The organism is Streptomyces sp. NPDC040622 (genome assembly GCF_055593965.1).
Genome location: NZ_JBVIXD010000024.1, coordinates 20,427 through 35,893, shown reverse-complemented (window position 1 = coordinate 35,893; position 15,467 = coordinate 20,427). Strand labels below are relative to the sequence as shown.

Below are 15,467 nucleotides of genomic sequence, written 5' to 3'. Positions count from 1 at the left end.
GGGGCCCTCGGGTTCCTGTGTCATGCGTACACAGTCGTCTGTGCACAGGCCCCTGTGCACTGCGGTGGCCCGGCGTCTCCGCAGGGGGGTTAACCCCACCCTGCGGAGCGCGAGTTGGGATGCGCGGAACGCTCCGGCTGCCGCCCCACCCCCGTGGGGGCGGCCGGATCAGAACGTCTCGTGCCCCAAGCCTTCGGTGTCCTCGCCCTCTTCTTCCAGCGCCTGCCGGACCACCCTGAGGGCCATGCCCTCCCCGTACCCCTTGCGGGCGAGCATGCCCGCGAGCCGGCGCAGGCGCTTGTCACGGTCGAGGCCTCGCGTGGAACGGAGCTTGCGGGCGACGAGCTCACGCGCGGTCGCCTCCTCCTGCTCCGGGTCGAGCTGGCCCACCGCTTCGTCGATCAGCGTGGAGTCCACGCCCTTGGTGCGCAGCTCCCGCGCGAGCGCACGGCGGGCCAGGCCCCGGCCGTGGTGCCGGGACTCCACCCAGGCGTCCGCGAAGGCGCTGTCGTTGATCAGACCGACCTCTTCGAAGCGGGAGAGCACTTCCTCCGCCACCTCGTCGGGGATCTCCCGCTTGCGCAGCGCGTCCGCGAGCTGCTTGCGCGTGCGTGCGGTGCCGGTGAGCAGCCGCAGACAGATCGCCCGCGCCTGCTCAGCCGGATCCGCCGTCGACGGCTCTCCCTTCTCGGCCCTCGACGAGGAAGGAGAGTCGCCGTCCCGGCCCTGTCGGCCGTCGGAACCGCCGCGCCGTCGCCGACGGCCGCGACCGGCGCCCCGGCGATCCCCGTCGCCGGGGAAGCCGTCGTCACCGGGTGCGGTGCCGTCGCCGTCCCCGAAGCCGTCGTCCCAGCTGTTGTCCCGGCCTGTGCCGTCCTGATCCGCACCGCCCCCGTGGGCCCGCCCGACGGCGGGGCCGGTGCGGCTTTCGGGGGCGGTGCGGTCCGCCCAGTCGGTTCGTCGCGTCACGGACTAGCTCTTGGCCGCCGTGGCCTTGGACTTGGTGGTCTTGACCGCCGGCGCGGGCACCGTCTTGGCGTCGTCCGCCGGGGCCGCGTCGACCGCCGTGTCCACGACCGGCTCTTCGGCCGGGGCCTCGGGCTTTACGCCGACACCCAGCTTCTCCTTGATCTTCCTCTCGATCTCGTTGGCGAGGTCGGGGTTGTCCTTCAGGAAGTTACGGGCGTTCTCCTTGCCCTGGCCGAGCTGGTCGCCCTCGTACGTGTACCAGGCGCCCGCCTTGCGGACGAAGCCGTGCTCGACGCCCATGTCGATCAGGCCGCCCTCACGGCTGATGCCCTGGCCGTAGAGGATGTCGAACTCCGCCTGCTTGAAGGGCGGCGCGACCTTGTTCTTGACGACCTTGACGCGGGTGCGGTTGCCCACCGCGTCCGTGCCGTCCTTCAGGGTCTCGATACGGCGGATGTCCATGCGCACCGAGGCGTAGAACTTCAGCGCCCGGCCACCGGTCGTGGTCTCCGGAGAGCCGAACATCACGCCGATCTTCTCGCGGAGCTGGTTGATGAAGATCGCGGTGGTCTTGGACTGGTTGAGCGCGCTGGTGATCTTCCGGAGCGCCTGGCTCATCAGGCGGGCCTGCAGACCCACGTGCGAGTCACCCATCTCGCCCTCGATCTCCGCGCGCGGCACCAGGGCGGCGACGGAGTCGATGACGATCAGGTCGAGGGCGCCGGAGCGGACCAGCATGTCGACGATCTCGAGCGCCTGCTCGCCGTTGTCCGGCTGGGACAGGATGAGGTTGTCGATGTCGACGCCGAGCTTCTTCGCGTACTCGGGGTCGAGGGCGTGCTCCGCGTCCACGAAGGCCACCGCGCCGCCGGCCCGCTGGGCGTTGGCCACGGCGTGCAGCGTGAGGGTCGTCTTACCGGAGGATTCCGGTCCGTACACCTCCACCACACGGCCGCGCGGGATGCCGCCTACGCCGAGCGCGACGTCGAGCGCGGTCGACCCGGTGGGGATGACCTCGATGGGCTCGTTCGGCCGCTCGCCCATGCGCATCACTGCGCCCTTGCCGAATTGCCGTTCAATCTGTGCGAGCGCGGCGTCGAGCGCCTTCTCGCGGTCGGTTCCTGCCATGGGTTCCACCCGATTTGCTTGAGTCGATCGCTTCACGTCAAAGACGCTAACGCCTGCCACTGACAATCCGCCCCGACGCCCGTCCAGCCTGTGGATAACTCGAGGCAATCCCTCTGCCGAAATCCTCCGCAGCGTCTCCGGGATCGCCCCGCGCACCCCGGAAAATCGCCGCCGGACACCCCATGAGAATGGATGTTCGAATTCAGTGTCAAGCGCGGCACGCCGCAGGCACGCCGGGAAGGGAACGGTCGGTTCCGGCGGCGGCAGTGACCTCGGCCCCGCACACGGCCGGGGCGCCGGCTGCGGCTGAAGCCACAGCCGCAGCCGGGCCTGAGCCGGGTCCGGAGCTGGGTCCGGACCCGACTCCGGAGCTGGCTCCGGCCCCGGAGCTGCGGCCTTACCGATCGGAGCGGTTGACGCGGATCAGCGTCTGCTGCCCGTTGGCGACGAGCTCGCGCTCGCCGTCGGCCCGGACACCGAACACCTCCAGCCGGCACACGCTCAGGGTGCGTCCGGACTTCAGGACGGTCCCGACCGCCTCGATGTGGTCGCCGACGGCGGGCGCGAGCAGGTTGATCTTGTACTCGACGGTGAGCACGTCGGCGTTCTCGGGGAACAGCGTGCAGGCCGCGTAGCCCCCGGCGCTGTCCGCGACGGCGCTGGTGGCACCGGCATGGAAGTAGCCGTGCTGCTGGGTGACCTCGGGCCGGCCGGGAAGCACGATGTGGACGCGGCCCGGCGCGATGTGGGATATCCGGGCGCCGAGGTGGCTCATCAGGCCCTGGCGGTCAAAGCTGGCCCGGACGCGCTCGTGGACCTCGGGGCTCGCCTGTTCCTGCTTCGACTGGTCTTCCACGCGCTCTCCTTCGACGGACGTCATGGTGCCGGAACGGGCGGGACGCGACGGAGGACGGGGCGGAGACGGGGCGGGGCCCGTCAGCCGGCCAGGCTCTCCGCCAGCAGGAACCCGCCGATGGCGATCATCATGGCACCGGAGACCCGGGTGACCGTCCGGGCGGCCGCGGGCCGGGCCTTCAGTACGGTGCGGGCCAGCACGCCCACCGACAGGTAGACGACGGCACAGGCCGTCATGTGGAGCAGGCCGAGCAACCCGGTCTGCGCGGCGACCGGCCACCCGCGCGCGGAGTCGATGAACTGCGGGAAGAGCGAGAAGTACAGCAGCAGCGCCTTGGGGTTCAGAGCGCTCACCCCGGCCCCCTTGGCCATGACCTGGAAGCGCGAGGCCGTGACGGTCTCCGCGGCGGCGGCCGGCGCGGCAGGCTTGCGCAGTACGCCCAGGCCCAGCCACACCAGGTAGCCGGCACCCAGGACCGTCAGCGCGGTGAGCAGGCCCGCCGAACTCGCCACGAGCACCGCCAGACCCCCCACGGCGAGCAGCGCGTACCCCGCATGGCCCGCTATCAGCCCGGCGACCGCCGGGACGACCGATCGGTCCCGCAACCCCGCCGAGATCGCGTAGGCCCAGTCCGCGCCCGGGGTGAACACCAGCAGCAGGTCCACCGCCAGGAATGCCGCCACCGTCGTCGCGTCCATCGATCGATCCCTCCCTCGTCTTCGTACTTCGAGAGGGAAGATTAGGTGCGATATGCCCGAAAGTGTTTCTGTCTTTCCTTCATGATCGCGCGAAATGAGGGAGGATCTTCTCCATGGACGCCCTGGACCGAAAGATTCTTACCGAGCTGCAGCTCGACGGCCGTCTGACGGTGACCGAGCTCGCCGCCCGCGTGCGGCTCAGCGTCTCGCCCTGCCACCGCCGCCTGCGCGACCTGGAACGCGCGGGTGCGATCCGCGGCTACCGCGCGGTGGTCGATCCGGCCGCCGTCGGCCTCGACTTCGAGGCGCTGGTCTTCGCCACGCTGCGCTGGGAGGACCCGAACACCGTCGAGGCCTTCGAGGAGGCCGTCGCCGCGGTCCCGCACGTGACCCAGGCCCAGCGCCTGTTCGGCGAACCCGATTACCTGCTGCGCGTCGCCACCGTCGACCTCGGCGCCTTCCAGGAGCTCTACGACCGGCAGCTGGCCAAGCTCCCCGGAGTGCAACGGCTGACGTCGACCCTGGTCATGAAGAACGTCGTCCACGACCGGCCACTGCCCGAGTAGCGGCCGGTCCGGGGAGCTGTGTCCCCGCTACTCCCCCGGACGTACGGCCGTCGCCTTCGACCGGAGGACGACCGCGCGGCTCGCTCCCACCAGGCTTGCCCGTATGGAAACCCCCAGGGGGATACTCGAAGGCGCCCTCTCCGAAGAGGGCATGCGCGGCAGCGCGCCCGAGTCACCCGAGCCGCTCGACCCGACCGCGCCGTCCGTGCGCCCCGCCGAACGCCTCGGCTACGCGATCGGGGGCCTCCTGGTCCTGTCGGGTCTGGCACACCTCGTGGTCTTCGCGGTCGACGGCGGCCCCTGGGACGGCCCTGTCTCCTGGCGCAAGCCCGTGACCTTCGGCCTCTCCTTCGGGGTGACGCTGATCGCGCCGGAGCGTGGGGCGCCCTCTCCTGCTGACGCCCCCGTGCCCAGGCTTCTGCCTCTGGCGCCGGCCCCCTCTACTTGTGCCCGTCCGGCTTCACACTGGCGCCGCCGGACGCCGGCGGGGCTTCCGGCCTGTTCGGCCCCCGCAACGCGCCCCGCATGCGCGCGACGAGCGACGCGCCGCCCCTGCGCCGGTGCCCGTGCACCCGCGGGTCGTCCGTGACGTCGTACCTCTTCACGTACGCCCCGAGGAAGGCCTGCAGCGTGGCGACGGCGGGGATGGCGATGAGCGCCCCGACCGCGCCGAGGAGTGCCGTGCCCGCGATGACCGAGCCGAACGCGACCGCGGGGTGGATGTCCACGCTCTTGGCGGTGAGCTTGGGCTGCAGCACGTAGTTCTCGAACTGCTGGTAGACGACTACGAAGACCAGCACCCAGAGCGCGTACCAGGGATCGACCGTGAAGGCGATCAGCATCGGCAGGGCGCCCGCCAGGTACGTGCCGATGGTGGGGATGAACTGGGAGACGAGACCGACCCAGACGGCGAGCACGGGCGCGTAGGGGACGCCCAGCGCCTCGAGCAGGATGTAGTGCGCGATCCCCGAGATCAGCGCCATCAGACCGCGCGAGTAGAGGTAGCCGCCGGTCTTGTCGACCGCGATCTCCCAGGCCCGCAGCACCTCGGCCTGCTTGGCGGGCGGCAGTACCGAGCACAGTGCGCGCCGCAGCCGCGGCCCGTCGGCCGCGAAGTAGAACGAGAACAACAGGATCGTCAGAAGCTGGAAGAGACCGCCCAGGACCTGCGCGGAGACGTCCAGGACGCCGCTGGCGCTGTTCTGCACGTACTTCTGGAGCCAGTCGGAGTGGACCAGGCTGTCCTGGACCTCCACGCGCGAGAGGTCCGTGTTGAAGGTCTGGTTGATCCAGCTGATGACCTTGTCGAGGTACTCGGGGAAGTCCTCGACCATGTCCACGATCTGGCCCGCGAGCATGGACCCCATGAGCGCGATGAAGCCCGCGCTCACGATCAGGACGCTCAGGAAGACCAGGAACGTGGCGAAGCCCCTGCGCAGCCCGCGCGCGGACATCCAGCTCACCGCCGGCTCCACCGCGAGGGCGAGGAAGAACGCGATCAGGATGTTGATCAGCAGTCCGGTCAGCTGGTGGAACGCCCAACTTCCCAGCTGGAAGCAGGCGATGAGCGCGAGGGCGAGCACCATGGCGCGCGGCAGCCAGCGCGGCATGCGGGCGCCGCGCCCTGCCTCGGCCCCGGAGGGGGGCTGCGCGGGCGGCGTCGTGCCGAGTGGAGCGCTGTCCTGGGTGACCTGAGCGGTCTCTTCTGTCGGTGCCACGGAGCAAGTTTCACCCACTCCGCCGCCGGTCGGACGCCGGCCTCACATCTTGGGACACTCCGACGCGCGCGTGGCGCCCGCCGACGGGCGGGGCGATACCCGTAGTCAGCGCTTTTCGGCCGGTACGTCCATCGCCGTGCACACCACGCGCCAGACGTCCTTGGCCTCCCAGCCCGCGTCCAGCGCCTCGTGGACGGTACGGCCGCCCAGTTCCGCCATCACGTGATCGCGCGCGAAGGAGTCGGCGTACCCCACACCGAAGTGAGCCGCCATCCGCTGCCAGAAGACCGTCAACCGCATGCCTCCAGTATCGCGCCCCTGAGAGTGCAGCCCGGCGCGAGGGGCTTGTCGAGAACGCTTTCCGTCCTACCGTCGGAGCATGGCCGAAACCGGAGCATCCCCCGACGCAGTGCCCTCCCCCGACGCGGCGCTCTCCCCGCTCGCCCGCGCCGAGCACTTCGTCTGGCTCACCGCGCGCGTCCTCGAGCAGCGAAGGTTCGCGTACCACTTCCTCGACGGCGCGGGCGGCGGCCCGGCCGCGGACGCGGTCGAGACCGCGCTGACCTCGTACGCGACCGCGGACGGCGGGTACGGCTACGCACTCGAGCCGGATCTGCGGGGCCCCGTCAGCCAGCCGCCGCACGCGGGACACGCGCTGCGCGTGCTGGACTCGATCCGCCGCTGCGGCGGCCAGCGGGTGGAGCGCGTCTGCCGTTACCTGACGTCGGTGTCGACCTCCGAGGGCGCCCTTCCCGCGATCCATCCCGGCCAGCGCGGCTACCCCAAGGCGCCGTTCGTGCCCATCGTGGACGACCCGCCCGGCGAGCTGCTCGCCACCGGCCCTGTAGTGGGCCTGCTGCACCGCAACGAGGTGTGGCACGCCTGGCTCTTCAGGGCCACGGACTTCTGTTGGGCGGCCGTCGAATCGCTGGAGAAGTCGCACCCGTACGAGATCCATGCGGCCGTCGACTTCCTTGACGGCGCCCCCGACCGCTCGCGCGCGCGGGCCGCCGCCGACCGCCTCGGGCGGCTCGTGCGCGGGCAGCGGCTCGCGGTGCTGGATCCGGCGGACGTGGACGCGTACCCGGTGTCGCCCGGCTACGCGCCGCAGGAGCACCACTTCGCGCACGACTTCGCGAGGACTCCCGAGTCGCTGGCCCGCTCGTGGTTCACCGACGCGGAGATGGAAAGCTCACTGGACTTCCTGGCCCGGCAACAGCAGGAGGACGGCGGCTGGCCCGCGCGCCGGCGGCAGTGGGCGCCGGGCACGGCCCTGGAGTCACGCCCGATCGCCACCATCGACGCACTGCGCACGCTTCGCGCGTACGGACGGCCCATCGGCTGAAGGCCGGGATGCGGGTGTCGCACCACGTGAGGTGGGGATGCGGGTGTCCCACCTCGTGAGGTGGGGATACGGGTGTCCCGCCTCGTGAAGGCCGGGGTGCGGGTGTCTCACCCCGCCAGTGCCCGCAGACCCGCCGTGACGACGACGGCCGACGCGATGACGACGAGGAACGGCGCGCGCAGCACCAGCGCCAAGGCCGCCGCGGCAAGCCCTGCGGCCTTGGCGTCCAGGACGAGCACACGCCCCTCGGCGAAGGCCTGCTGGGCCGTGAGCGCCGCGAGCAGGGCCACGGGCAGCAGGGCGGCCATGCGGCGGACGAGCGGCCGCTCCAGCACGCCCGCGGGCACCAGCAGCCCCGCCAGCTTGACGAGGTAGCAGCCGACGAAGGTCACACCGATCGCGATCCAGATGTTCACCGGTCCTCCGTCCGCGCACCAGTACGCTCCGCGTCGACACCAGTTGCGCGGTGCCGGGCTTGTCGGCCCTCTACGTAGAGGACGATCGGCACCGCGAGCGCGGACACCAGGACGGGCACGCCCGCGGGGAGCACCGGCAGCAGGCCGAGCCCGAGGACGATGGCGATGCCCGCGACGGCGCGCTCCTTCGACGTCCTCAGCATGGGCGCGAGCAGCGCAAGGAAGACGGCGGGTCCGGCCGCGTCCAGCCCCCAGGCACCGGTGTCGCCGATCGCCTCGGCGCCCAGCGCTCCCAGCAGCGTGGTGAGGTTCCACAGGGCGTAGAGGCTCAGCCCGGTGACCGTGAAACCGATGCGGGCGCCGCGCCGGGTGGGCTGGGCCAGGGAGACGGCCGCCGTCTCGTCGATGACCCAGTGCGCCGCGAACGGCCGTACCGCGCGCGGGAGGGCCAGCAGCTGAGAGAGACGCAGTCCGTAGAAGGCGTTGCGCACTCCGAGGAAGAAGGCGCCCGCTGCGGCCGTGAACGGGCTCCCGCCGCCGGCGAGCGCGCCGACCAGCGCGAACTGCGACGCTCCGGTGAACACCAGGAGGCTGAGCGCGCAGGTCTGGAGCACGGTGAGGCCGCTGCCTGCCGAGGTCACCCCGAAGGCGAAGCCGGAGAGTCCGACGGCCACCCCGACGCCGAGCGCGTCACGGACGACGGCGGCATCGGCCTTCTCCAGAGGCGCGCCTTTCACCTCCTGAACGTCCTCCTGAACCGCTCGCTTCTCCTTGGCCACCTGCTCCCTCTGAACCTCTTGGTACTCCGGGGCAGGCGCACCGTTCGTACACCTGCCGTCCGGTCCGTCTATGCCCGCTCGGGTCGTCTGTTCTGCCACGCGTCGGACGGTACGAGGGGAGCCGGGGCCAGGTCTTGTACGTTCTTGCGCTCGCGCTGATACGCCCCTGGTGGGACCCCGACGATCCGGGTGAAGTGCCGGTTGAGGTGCGGCTGGTCGGCGAAGCCCACGGCGGCGGCCGCCTCGGCGGGGGCCGTCCCCGTGTCGAGGAGACGGCGGGCCGTGCGCACCCGGGCGTCGGTGAGCCAGGCGTGCGGAGGCATGCCGTACGCGTCGCGGAAGGCGCGCAGCAGCGCGAAGGGGCTGGCGCCGAGGTCGGTGGCGAGCCGCTCCAGGCTCGGCGGGTCCGCCAGGCTCTCCTCCAGGACGCTGCGCGCGCGTGCGGCGGTCCTGGCGCCCGCCGTGCGCACACCACGCTGCGGCAGCTGCCCGCCGTTGAACCGCAGCAGCCGGGTCACCGCCACCCGCAGGAACGTGTCGGCGGCGAGCGCGTTGCCCTCCTCCGCCGCGCGCAGCACCTGGTGGACGAGCGCCACGGAGTACGGATCGTCGAGCACCGGGCGGACGAAGCCGGGCGCGCCCCGCAGGGTCGTCGTCTCGGCCGCGATGGCGGCCACCACCTCCGGCGAGGGGTAGACCGCCCCGTACCGCCAGCCCTCGGGCGCGCCGGCCCGGCCCGTGTGGGTGGTGTCGGGGTTGACCAGGGCGAGCGTGCCGGGGCCCGCGTGCCGGTCGGCTCCGGTGTGGTGGAAGACGTCGACGCCCTCGGCGATCGCCGCGATGACGAAATGCTCGTGGGTGTGTCGCGCGAAGGTCCGGCGGATGTAGTGGGCCCGCAGCAGGTCGACGCCCGGCAGCTCCGCGTACCGCCAGTGCCGTGCCTGCTCCGCCGAAGCTGCCATACCTCCATTCTGCGACGGGCGCGCAAGCTCTTTCCCGCAGGTCGGCGCCGTTGTCAGTGGCGGGGTGCACGATGGGGTCATGGTCAGCTCTGCGTCCGGCGCCGACAGCGCCCACCGAGCCCTTGACGGGTTCTCCCCCGCGACCCGCGGCTGGTTCTCGGGGGCCTTCTCCGCGCCCACGTCCGCGCAGGCCGGGGCGTGGCAGGCCATCTCCGAGGGTTCCGACGTGCTGGTGGTCGCCCCCACCGGCTCCGGAAAGACGCTGGCCGCCTTCCTCGCCGCGCTCGACCAGCTGGCCTCGACGCCCCCGCCCGCCGACCCGAAGAAGCGCTGCCGGGTGCTGTACATCTCGCCCCTGAAGGCCCTCGCCGTCGATGTGGAGCGCAATCTGCGCAGCCCGTTGACCGGCATCCGCCAGGAGTCGGTGCGCCTTGGCATGCCCGAGCCGGAGGTGCGGGTCGGCATCCGCTCCGGCGACACCCCGCCCGCCGAGCGCCGGACCCTGTCGACCCGCCCGCCGGACATCCTGATCACCACGCCCGAGTCGCTGTTCCTGATGCTCACCTCGGCGGCACGGGACGCGCTCACGGGCATCGAGACGGTGATCCTCGACGAGGTGCACGCGGTCGCGGGCACCAAGCGCGGCGCCCATCTCGCCCTGTCCCTGGAGCGGCTCGACGAGCTGCTGCCGAAGCCCGCGCGCCGCATCGGCCTGTCGGCGACGGTGCGTCCGGTGGACGAGGTCGCGCGCTACCTCTCACCCAAGCGCAAGGTCGAGATCGTCCAGCCGACGTCGGGCAAGAAGTTCGACCTGTCGGTGGTCGTGCCGGTGGAGGACCTCGGTGAGCTGGGCGGATCCCCGGCGACTGACGCCGCGGACGGACCAGGGGCGGAGGCGGAGCGCCCCTCGATCTGGCCGCATGTCGAGGAGCGCATCACCGACCTCGTCCAGGCGCACCGCTCGACGATCGTGTTCGCCAACTCCCGCCGTCTCGCCGAGCGCCTGTGCAACCGCCTCAACGAGATCGCGTACGAGAGAGCGACCGGCGAGGCACTGCCCGAGGACCACTCCCCGGCCGAGCTGATGGCCGAGTCGGGGGCCGCCAAGGGCGCCCCGCCGGTCCTGGCCCGCGCCCACCACGGCTCGGTCTCCAAGGAGCAGCGCGCCCAGGTCGAGGAGGACCTCAAGGCGGGCAGGCTGCCGGCCGTCGTCGCCACGTCCAGCCTGGAGCTGGGCATCGACATGGGCGCGGTCGACCTGGTCGTGCAGGTCGAGTCGCCGCCGTCCGTGGCCTCGGGGCTGCAGCGGGTGGGCCGGGCGGGCCACCAGGTGGGAGCGGTCTCCACCGGAGTCGTCTTCCCGAAGTACCGGGGCGACCTCGTCCAGGCCGCCGTCGTCACGGAGCGGATGCGGACCGGCTCCATCGAGTCCCTGCGCGTCCCGGCCAACCCCTTGGACGTACTGGCCCAGCAGCTGGTGGCGATGGTCGCACTCGACACCTGGCAGGTCGACGACCTGCTGAGCGTGGTCCGCCGGGCGGCTTCCTTCGCCTCGCTCCCGGAGTCCGCGTTCACAGCCGTCCTGGACATGCTCGCGGGACGCTACCCCTCGGACGCGTTCGCGGAGCTGCGCCCGCGCGTGGTGTGGGACCGCGTCGCGGGCACGGTCACGGGGCGACCGGGTGCGCAGCGCCTGGCGGTCACGTCGGGAGGCACGATCCCCGACCGCGGCCTCTTCGGGGTCTTCCTCGCGGGCGCCGACCCCAAGAAGGGTGGCGGTCGCGTCGGGGAACTCGACGAAGAGATGGTGTACGAGTCCCGGGTGGGCGACGTCTTCACGCTCGGCACGAGTTCCTGGCGCATCGAGGACATCACGCGCGACCGCGTCCTGGTCTCCCCCGCCCCCGGTGTCCCCGGCCGCCTCCCTTTCTGGAAGGGCGACCAACTGGGCCGCCCGCTCGAACTGGGCCGCGCCCTGGGCGCGTTCCTCCGGGAGGTCGGCGCGCTCTCCGCGGACGACGCGCGCGCCCGACTGCTCAACACCGGCCTCGACCCCTGGGCCGCGGACAACGTCCTGGCGTACCTCGCGGAGCAGCGCGAGGCCTGCGGGCACATCCCGGACGACCGCACGATCGTGGTCGAACGGTTCCGTGACGAGCTGGGCGACTGGCGGGTCGTCGTGCACTCCCCCTTCGGAGCCCAGGTGCACGCTCCGTGGGCCCTCGCGCTCGGCGCCCGCCTCACCGAGCGGTACGGCATGGACGCCCAGGTCATGCACGCCGACGACGGCATCGTGCTGCGGCTGCCCGACGCCGACCTGATGAGCCTGGACCTGCTCGACCAGGAGCCCACCGCTCCCCTCCTCGAGTACGACGCCGACAAGCCCCCGGTGGGCGCCGGCGACGTGACCTTCGACAAGGGCGAGGTCAACCAGATCGTCACCGACCAGGTGGGCGGCTCGGCGCTGTTCGCCTCGCGCTTTCGCGAATGCGCCGCCCGCGCGCTGCTGCTGCCCCGCCGCAGCCCCGGCAAGCGCACCCCGCTCTGGCAGCAGCGCCAGCGCGCCGCCCAACTGCTGGAGGTGGCGAGCGAGTTCGGCTCCTTCCCGATCGTCCTCGAAGCGGTCAGGGAGTGCCTCCAGGACGTCTTCGACGTGCCAGGCCTCACCGAGCTGATGGGCGACATCGAGTCCCGCAGCGTCCGCCTCGTCGAGGTCACGACCCCCGAGCCCTCCCCGTTCGCCCGCTCGCTCCTGTTCGGATACGTCGCCCAGTTCCTGTACGAGGGCGACTCCCCCCTCGCCGAGCGGCGCGCGGCGGCCCTCTCCCTCGACTCCCGGCTGCTCGCGGAGCTCCTCGGCCAGGCGGAGCTGCGCGAACTGCTCGACGCGGACGTCCTGACGGAACTGGAGCAGGAGCTTCAGTGGCGCACGGAGGACCGCCGTGTCAAGGACGCCGAGGGCGTCGCCGATCTGCTGCGGCTCCTCGGACCGCTCACCGAGGCCGAGCTGGGCGAGCGCGGTGCCGCACCGGAGTGGGCCGAGGAGCTGGCGTCCGCCCGGCGCGTCATCCGGGTCCGTATCGCGGGCGCGGAGCACTGGGCGGCGATCGAGGACGCCGGCCGCCTGCGCGACGCCCTAGGCACGGCCCTGCCCGTAGGCGTACCCGAGGCCTTCACCGAGCCCGTCAAGGACCCGCTCGGCGACCTCCTGGCGCGCTTCGCGCGCACGCACGGACCGTTCACGTCCGCCACCGCCGCCGCCCGCTTCGGCCTCGGAGCGGCGGTCACCGACGGCGCGCTGCAACGCCTCGCGGCCAACGGCCGCGTGGTCCAAGGAGAGTTCCATCCGGCGGGCATCGGCCAGGAATGGTGCGACACCGCTGTGCTGCGCCGCCTGCGCCGCCGCTCCCTCGCGGCCCTGCGGCACGAACTGGAGCCGGTGCCGCCCGCCGCGCTCGCCCAGTTCCTGCCCCAGTGGCAGCACCTGAGCGGACACGGCCTGCGCGGCATCGACGGACTGGTGCGCGCGGTCGAACAGTTGCAGGGCGCCACCGTTCCCGCGTCCGCGCTCGAGAAGCTCGTCCTGCCCTCACGCGTGGCGGGCTACCAGCCGGCCATGCTCGACGAACTGACCGCGGCCGGCGAGGTGATCTGGGCCGGCGCCGGTTCCCTGCCCGGAAAGGACGGCTGGGTCTCCCTGTACCTGGCCGACGCCGCGCCCCTGCTCCTGCCGCCCCCGCACCCCCTGGAGCTCACCGCCCTGCACCAGTCGGTCCTGGACGTCCTCTCCGGGGGGTACGGCCTCTTCTTCCGCCAGATCGCCGACCAGGTGCGCGCCACCACCCACCCCGATGTCCCGGATCCCCAACTGGCCGATGCCATCTGGGAGCTGGCCTGGTCCGGCCGCCTCACGAACGACACCCTCACCCCGATGCGCTCACTCCTGGGCTCCGGCCGCACCGCGGGAGCCACCGCGCACCGAGCCAAGCGCAGCATCCCGCGCGGGCGCTACGGCAGCCTGACGGCAGCCGCCCGCCCCACGTCCCGCACCGGTCCCCCGACGGTCGCGGGCCGCTGGTCCCTGCTGCCGTTCCGCGAGCCCGACCCGACCCTGCGCGCCCACGCCCTGGCCCGCACCCTCCTGGACCGGCACGGAGTGGTGACCCGCGGCGCGGTGGCGGCCGAGGGCGTAGAGGGCGGCTTCTCGGCGACGTACCGCGTCCTGTCGGCCTTCGAGGACAGCGGTCAGGCCCGCCGCGGCTACGTCGTCGAGGGCCTCGGCGCCGCGCAGTTCGCGATGGACGGCGCGGTGGACCGCCTGCGCGCCACGGCGAACTCCCGGGACCGTACGGACGGTTCACGCCCCTCCGACGCCCAGGCGGCCGTCGTCCTGGCCGCCGCCGACCCGGCCAACGCGTACGGAGCGGCACTGCCCTGGCCTGAGCCGCCCCCGGCCTCCCCCGCGCACACCGGCACGGGCGGCGCGGCCTCGGACGGAAGCCAGGACCGAGGCGCGAGCGCCCAGGACGTCGGCCCGCGCCGCAAGTCCCCCAGCGTGAGCCACAAGCCCGGCCGCAAGGCGGGCTCCCTCGTCGTCCTGGTCGACGGCGAGCTGACGCTGTACATGGAGCGCGGCGGCAAGACACTCCTGGCCTGGCCCGCCGCCCCCGGCGACCCGGTCGCCGACGACCCCCGGCTGCATGCCGCCGCCGAGGCCCTGGCGTCGGCGGCCCGAGCGGGTTCCCTCGGCACGGTCACGGTGGAGCGGATCAACGGCGCCTCCGCCCTGACGTCACCCTTCGCCCCTCTCCTGGAAGGAGCCGGCTTCCACGCCACGCCCCGCGGCCTGCGCCTTCGCGCATGACGGCACCTGCCAGAGCTCCGCTTCCGGCTCCGGTGGGCGGCTTCAAGCGGCGCCGGTCCGCACCGGCCACATCGGACCGCGCCGGTCCGCACCGGCCACCCCGGACCGCGCCGCACCGCACCATGCCAAGCCGCCCCCGGAACTCTCGGAACGGCCGCCGAACCGCCACCAGCACCAGCACCAGCACCAGCACCAGCACGAACCCACCACCCACCCAGCCCCATCCCCCACTCCATGCCACCCTGGATCTCATGCCCGAAGGTGACACCGTCCACCAAGCGGCCCGGCGCCTGCACACCGCCCTCGCCGGGCACGTCATCACCCGCTCCGACCTGCGCGTACCCAAGCTCGCGACCGTCGACCTCACCGGGCGCACCGTCCTGGACGTCACCCCTCGCGGCAAGCACCTCCTGACCCGCATCGAGGGTGGCCTCACCCTGCACTCGCACCTCCGGATGGACGGGGCCTGGCGGGTGTACGCCATCGGCGAGCGTTGGCGCGGCGGCCCCGGGCACCAGATCCGGGCGATCCTCGGCACCGCCGAACGCACTGCCGTCGGCTACCGCCTGCCCGTCCTCGAACTGCTCCGGACAGCCGACGAGGACAAGGCCGTGGGTCACCTGGGCCCCGACCTCCTCGGCCCCGACTGGAACCCGGAGCGCGCGCTGAGCAACCTCCGGGCGGCGCCCGAGCGCCCCCTCGGGGAAGCCCTCCTGGACCAGCGCAACCTCGCGGGCATCGGCAACATCTACAAGAGCGAGCTCTGTTTCGTCCTGGGCGTCACGCCTTGGCTCCCCGTCGGCGAGCTAACCGAGGAGAAGGCCGCCCGCCTCCCGGTCCTCGCCAAGAAGCTCCTGGAAGCGAACCGCGACAGGCCGGCCCGCACCACCACCGGCCGCGACCGCACCGGCCAGCGCCTCTTCGTCTACGGCCGCGCGCCCCGGCCGTGTCTCCGCTGCGGCACCCCCGTCCGCACCGCCGAACAGGGTGACGGCTCCCGCAGCCGCCCCACCTACTGGTGCCCCACCTGCCAACAGGGCCCGACCCCCTGACGTCGAGGCCACTCACACCCCCAGCCCTCGCCACCCCGAAGCGCCCCCAGCCCTCGATGCGACCCGCCAGCCCCTCCCCCGAAGCCAAAGCTCTTCAACCTCCCGCCAGTTGAC

13 protein-coding genes and 1 pseudogene are annotated in these 15,467 nt (G+C 72.6%); 5 read left to right on the top strand and 9 right to left on the bottom strand.

All coding sequences use genetic code 11. The features are described from left to right. Positions 1-168 precede the first annotated feature (168 nt). The 4 genes from recX to ACZ592_RS38320 form a co-directional block, all read right to left on the bottom strand. Positions 169-969 carry a recombination regulator RecX gene (recX, locus tag ACZ592_RS38335; protein WP_471586377.1) on the bottom strand — a complete coding sequence of 267 codons (801 nt, stop codon included), beginning with the start codon at positions 967-969 and terminating at the stop codon, positions 169-171. A gap of 3 nt (positions 970-972) precedes the next feature. Beyond that, positions 973-2,097, bottom strand: a complete 1,125-nt coding sequence (recA, locus tag ACZ592_RS38330) for a recombinase RecA (RefSeq protein WP_471586376.1) — start codon at positions 2,095-2,097, stop codon at positions 973-975. Between the two features lie 397 nt (positions 2,098-2,494). Further along, complete coding sequence (locus ACZ592_RS38325) at positions 2,495-2,953, bottom strand: PaaI family thioesterase (RefSeq protein WP_471586375.1); 459 nt, start codon at positions 2,951-2,953, stop codon at positions 2,495-2,497. Positions 2,954-3,033: 80 nt separating this feature from the next. Then, positions 3,034-3,651, bottom strand: coding sequence for a LysE family translocator (locus ACZ592_RS38320; protein WP_471586374.1), 618 nt, complete (start codon positions 3,649-3,651; stop codon positions 3,034-3,036). Positions 3,652-3,764: 113 nt separating this feature from the next. On the opposite strand from ACZ592_RS38320, the gene ACZ592_RS38315 reads away from it, so the two are divergent. Together ACZ592_RS38315 and ACZ592_RS38310 are read left to right on the top strand one after the other, a co-directional pair. Beyond that, on the top strand, positions 3,765-4,217 hold the full coding sequence (locus ACZ592_RS38315; RefSeq protein ID WP_471586373.1) for an Lrp/AsnC family transcriptional regulator: 453 nt from the start codon (positions 3,765-3,767) through the stop codon (positions 4,215-4,217). A 151-nt stretch (positions 4,218-4,368) separates the two neighbouring features. Then, positions 4,369-4,587, top strand: a pseudogene (locus tag ACZ592_RS38310) (hypothetical protein); the annotation flags it as partial. A gap of 70 nt (positions 4,588-4,657) precedes the next feature. Here the strand turns inward: ACZ592_RS38310 and ACZ592_RS38305 are convergent. After that, a complete protein-coding gene (locus ACZ592_RS38305) occupies positions 4,658-5,935 on the bottom strand; it encodes an AI-2E family transporter (RefSeq protein WP_471586372.1) in 1,278 nt (425 codons plus the stop codon). Between the two features lie 105 nt (positions 5,936-6,040). Continuing rightward, a complete protein-coding gene (locus tag ACZ592_RS38300) occupies positions 6,041-6,235 on the bottom strand; it encodes a DUF3046 domain-containing protein (RefSeq protein ID WP_471586371.1) in 195 nt (64 codons plus the stop codon). A gap of 79 nt (positions 6,236-6,314) precedes the next feature. On the opposite strand from ACZ592_RS38300, the gene ACZ592_RS38295 reads away from it, so the two are divergent. Continuing rightward, a complete protein-coding gene (locus ACZ592_RS38295) occupies positions 6,315-7,280 on the top strand; it encodes a hypothetical protein (protein WP_471586370.1) in 966 nt (321 codons plus the stop codon). A 107-nt stretch (positions 7,281-7,387) separates the two neighbouring features. Here ACZ592_RS38295 and ACZ592_RS38290 read toward each other — a convergent pair whose 3' ends face one another. From ACZ592_RS38290 to ACZ592_RS38280, 3 genes are all read right to left on the bottom strand, one after another. Then, positions 7,388-7,696: an AzlD domain-containing protein gene (locus ACZ592_RS38290; RefSeq protein WP_471586369.1), complete on the bottom strand. Its 309-nt coding sequence runs from the start codon at positions 7,694-7,696 to the stop codon at positions 7,388-7,390. After that, on the bottom strand, positions 7,693-8,433 hold the full coding sequence (locus tag ACZ592_RS38285; protein ID WP_471586368.1) for an AzlC family ABC transporter permease: 741 nt from the start codon (positions 8,431-8,433) through the stop codon (positions 7,693-7,695). Before ACZ592_RS38285 ends, ACZ592_RS38290 begins: the two co-directional genes overlap by 4 nt. A gap of 110 nt (positions 8,434-8,543) precedes the next feature. After that, positions 8,544-9,437: an AraC family transcriptional regulator gene (locus ACZ592_RS38280; RefSeq protein ID WP_471586367.1), complete on the bottom strand. Its 894-nt coding sequence runs from the start codon at positions 9,435-9,437 to the stop codon at positions 8,544-8,546. Between the two features lie 79 nt (positions 9,438-9,516). Here ACZ592_RS38280 and ACZ592_RS38275 point away from each other — a divergent pair, with 79 nt between their 5' ends. Both ACZ592_RS38275 and ACZ592_RS38270 read left to right on the top strand, forming a co-directional pair. After that, positions 9,517-14,301, top strand: coding sequence for an ATP-dependent helicase (locus tag ACZ592_RS38275; RefSeq protein ID WP_471586366.1), 4,785 nt, complete (start codon positions 9,517-9,519; stop codon positions 14,299-14,301). Between the two features lie 251 nt (positions 14,302-14,552). Then, entirely contained in the window at positions 14,553-15,353 is an 801-nt protein-coding gene (locus ACZ592_RS38270; RefSeq protein WP_471586365.1) for an Fpg/Nei family DNA glycosylase, read from the top strand. Positions 15,354-15,467: the final 114 nt, after the last annotated feature.

Bases quoted from the DNA above. Each gene is read 5' to 3' on its own strand.
- recA (WP_471586376.1), bottom strand. From the start codon at position 2,097: ATGGCAGGAACCGACCGCGAGAAGGCGCTCGACGCCGCGCTCGCACAG.
- ACZ592_RS38320 (WP_471586374.1), bottom strand. From the start codon at position 3,651: ATGGACGCGACGACGGTGGCGGCATTCCTGGCGGTGGACCTGCTGCTG.
- ACZ592_RS38315 (WP_471586373.1), top strand. From the start codon at position 3,765: ATGGACGCCCTGGACCGAAAGATTCTTACCGAGCTGCAGCTCGACGGC.
- ACZ592_RS38300 (WP_471586371.1), bottom strand. From the start codon at position 6,235: ATGCGGTTGACGGTCTTCTGGCAGCGGATGGCGGCTCACTTCGGTGTG.
- ACZ592_RS38295 (WP_471586370.1), top strand. From the start codon at position 6,315: ATGGCCGAAACCGGAGCATCCCCCGACGCAGTGCCCTCCCCCGACGCG.
- ACZ592_RS38280 (WP_471586367.1), bottom strand. From the start codon at position 9,437: ATGGCAGCTTCGGCGGAGCAGGCACGGCACTGGCGGTACGCGGAGCTG.
- ACZ592_RS38275 (WP_471586366.1), top strand. From the start codon at position 9,517: ATGGTCAGCTCTGCGTCCGGCGCCGACAGCGCCCACCGAGCCCTTGAC.
- ACZ592_RS38270 (WP_471586365.1), top strand. From the start codon at position 14,553: ATGCCCGAAGGTGACACCGTCCACCAAGCGGCCCGGCGCCTGCACACC.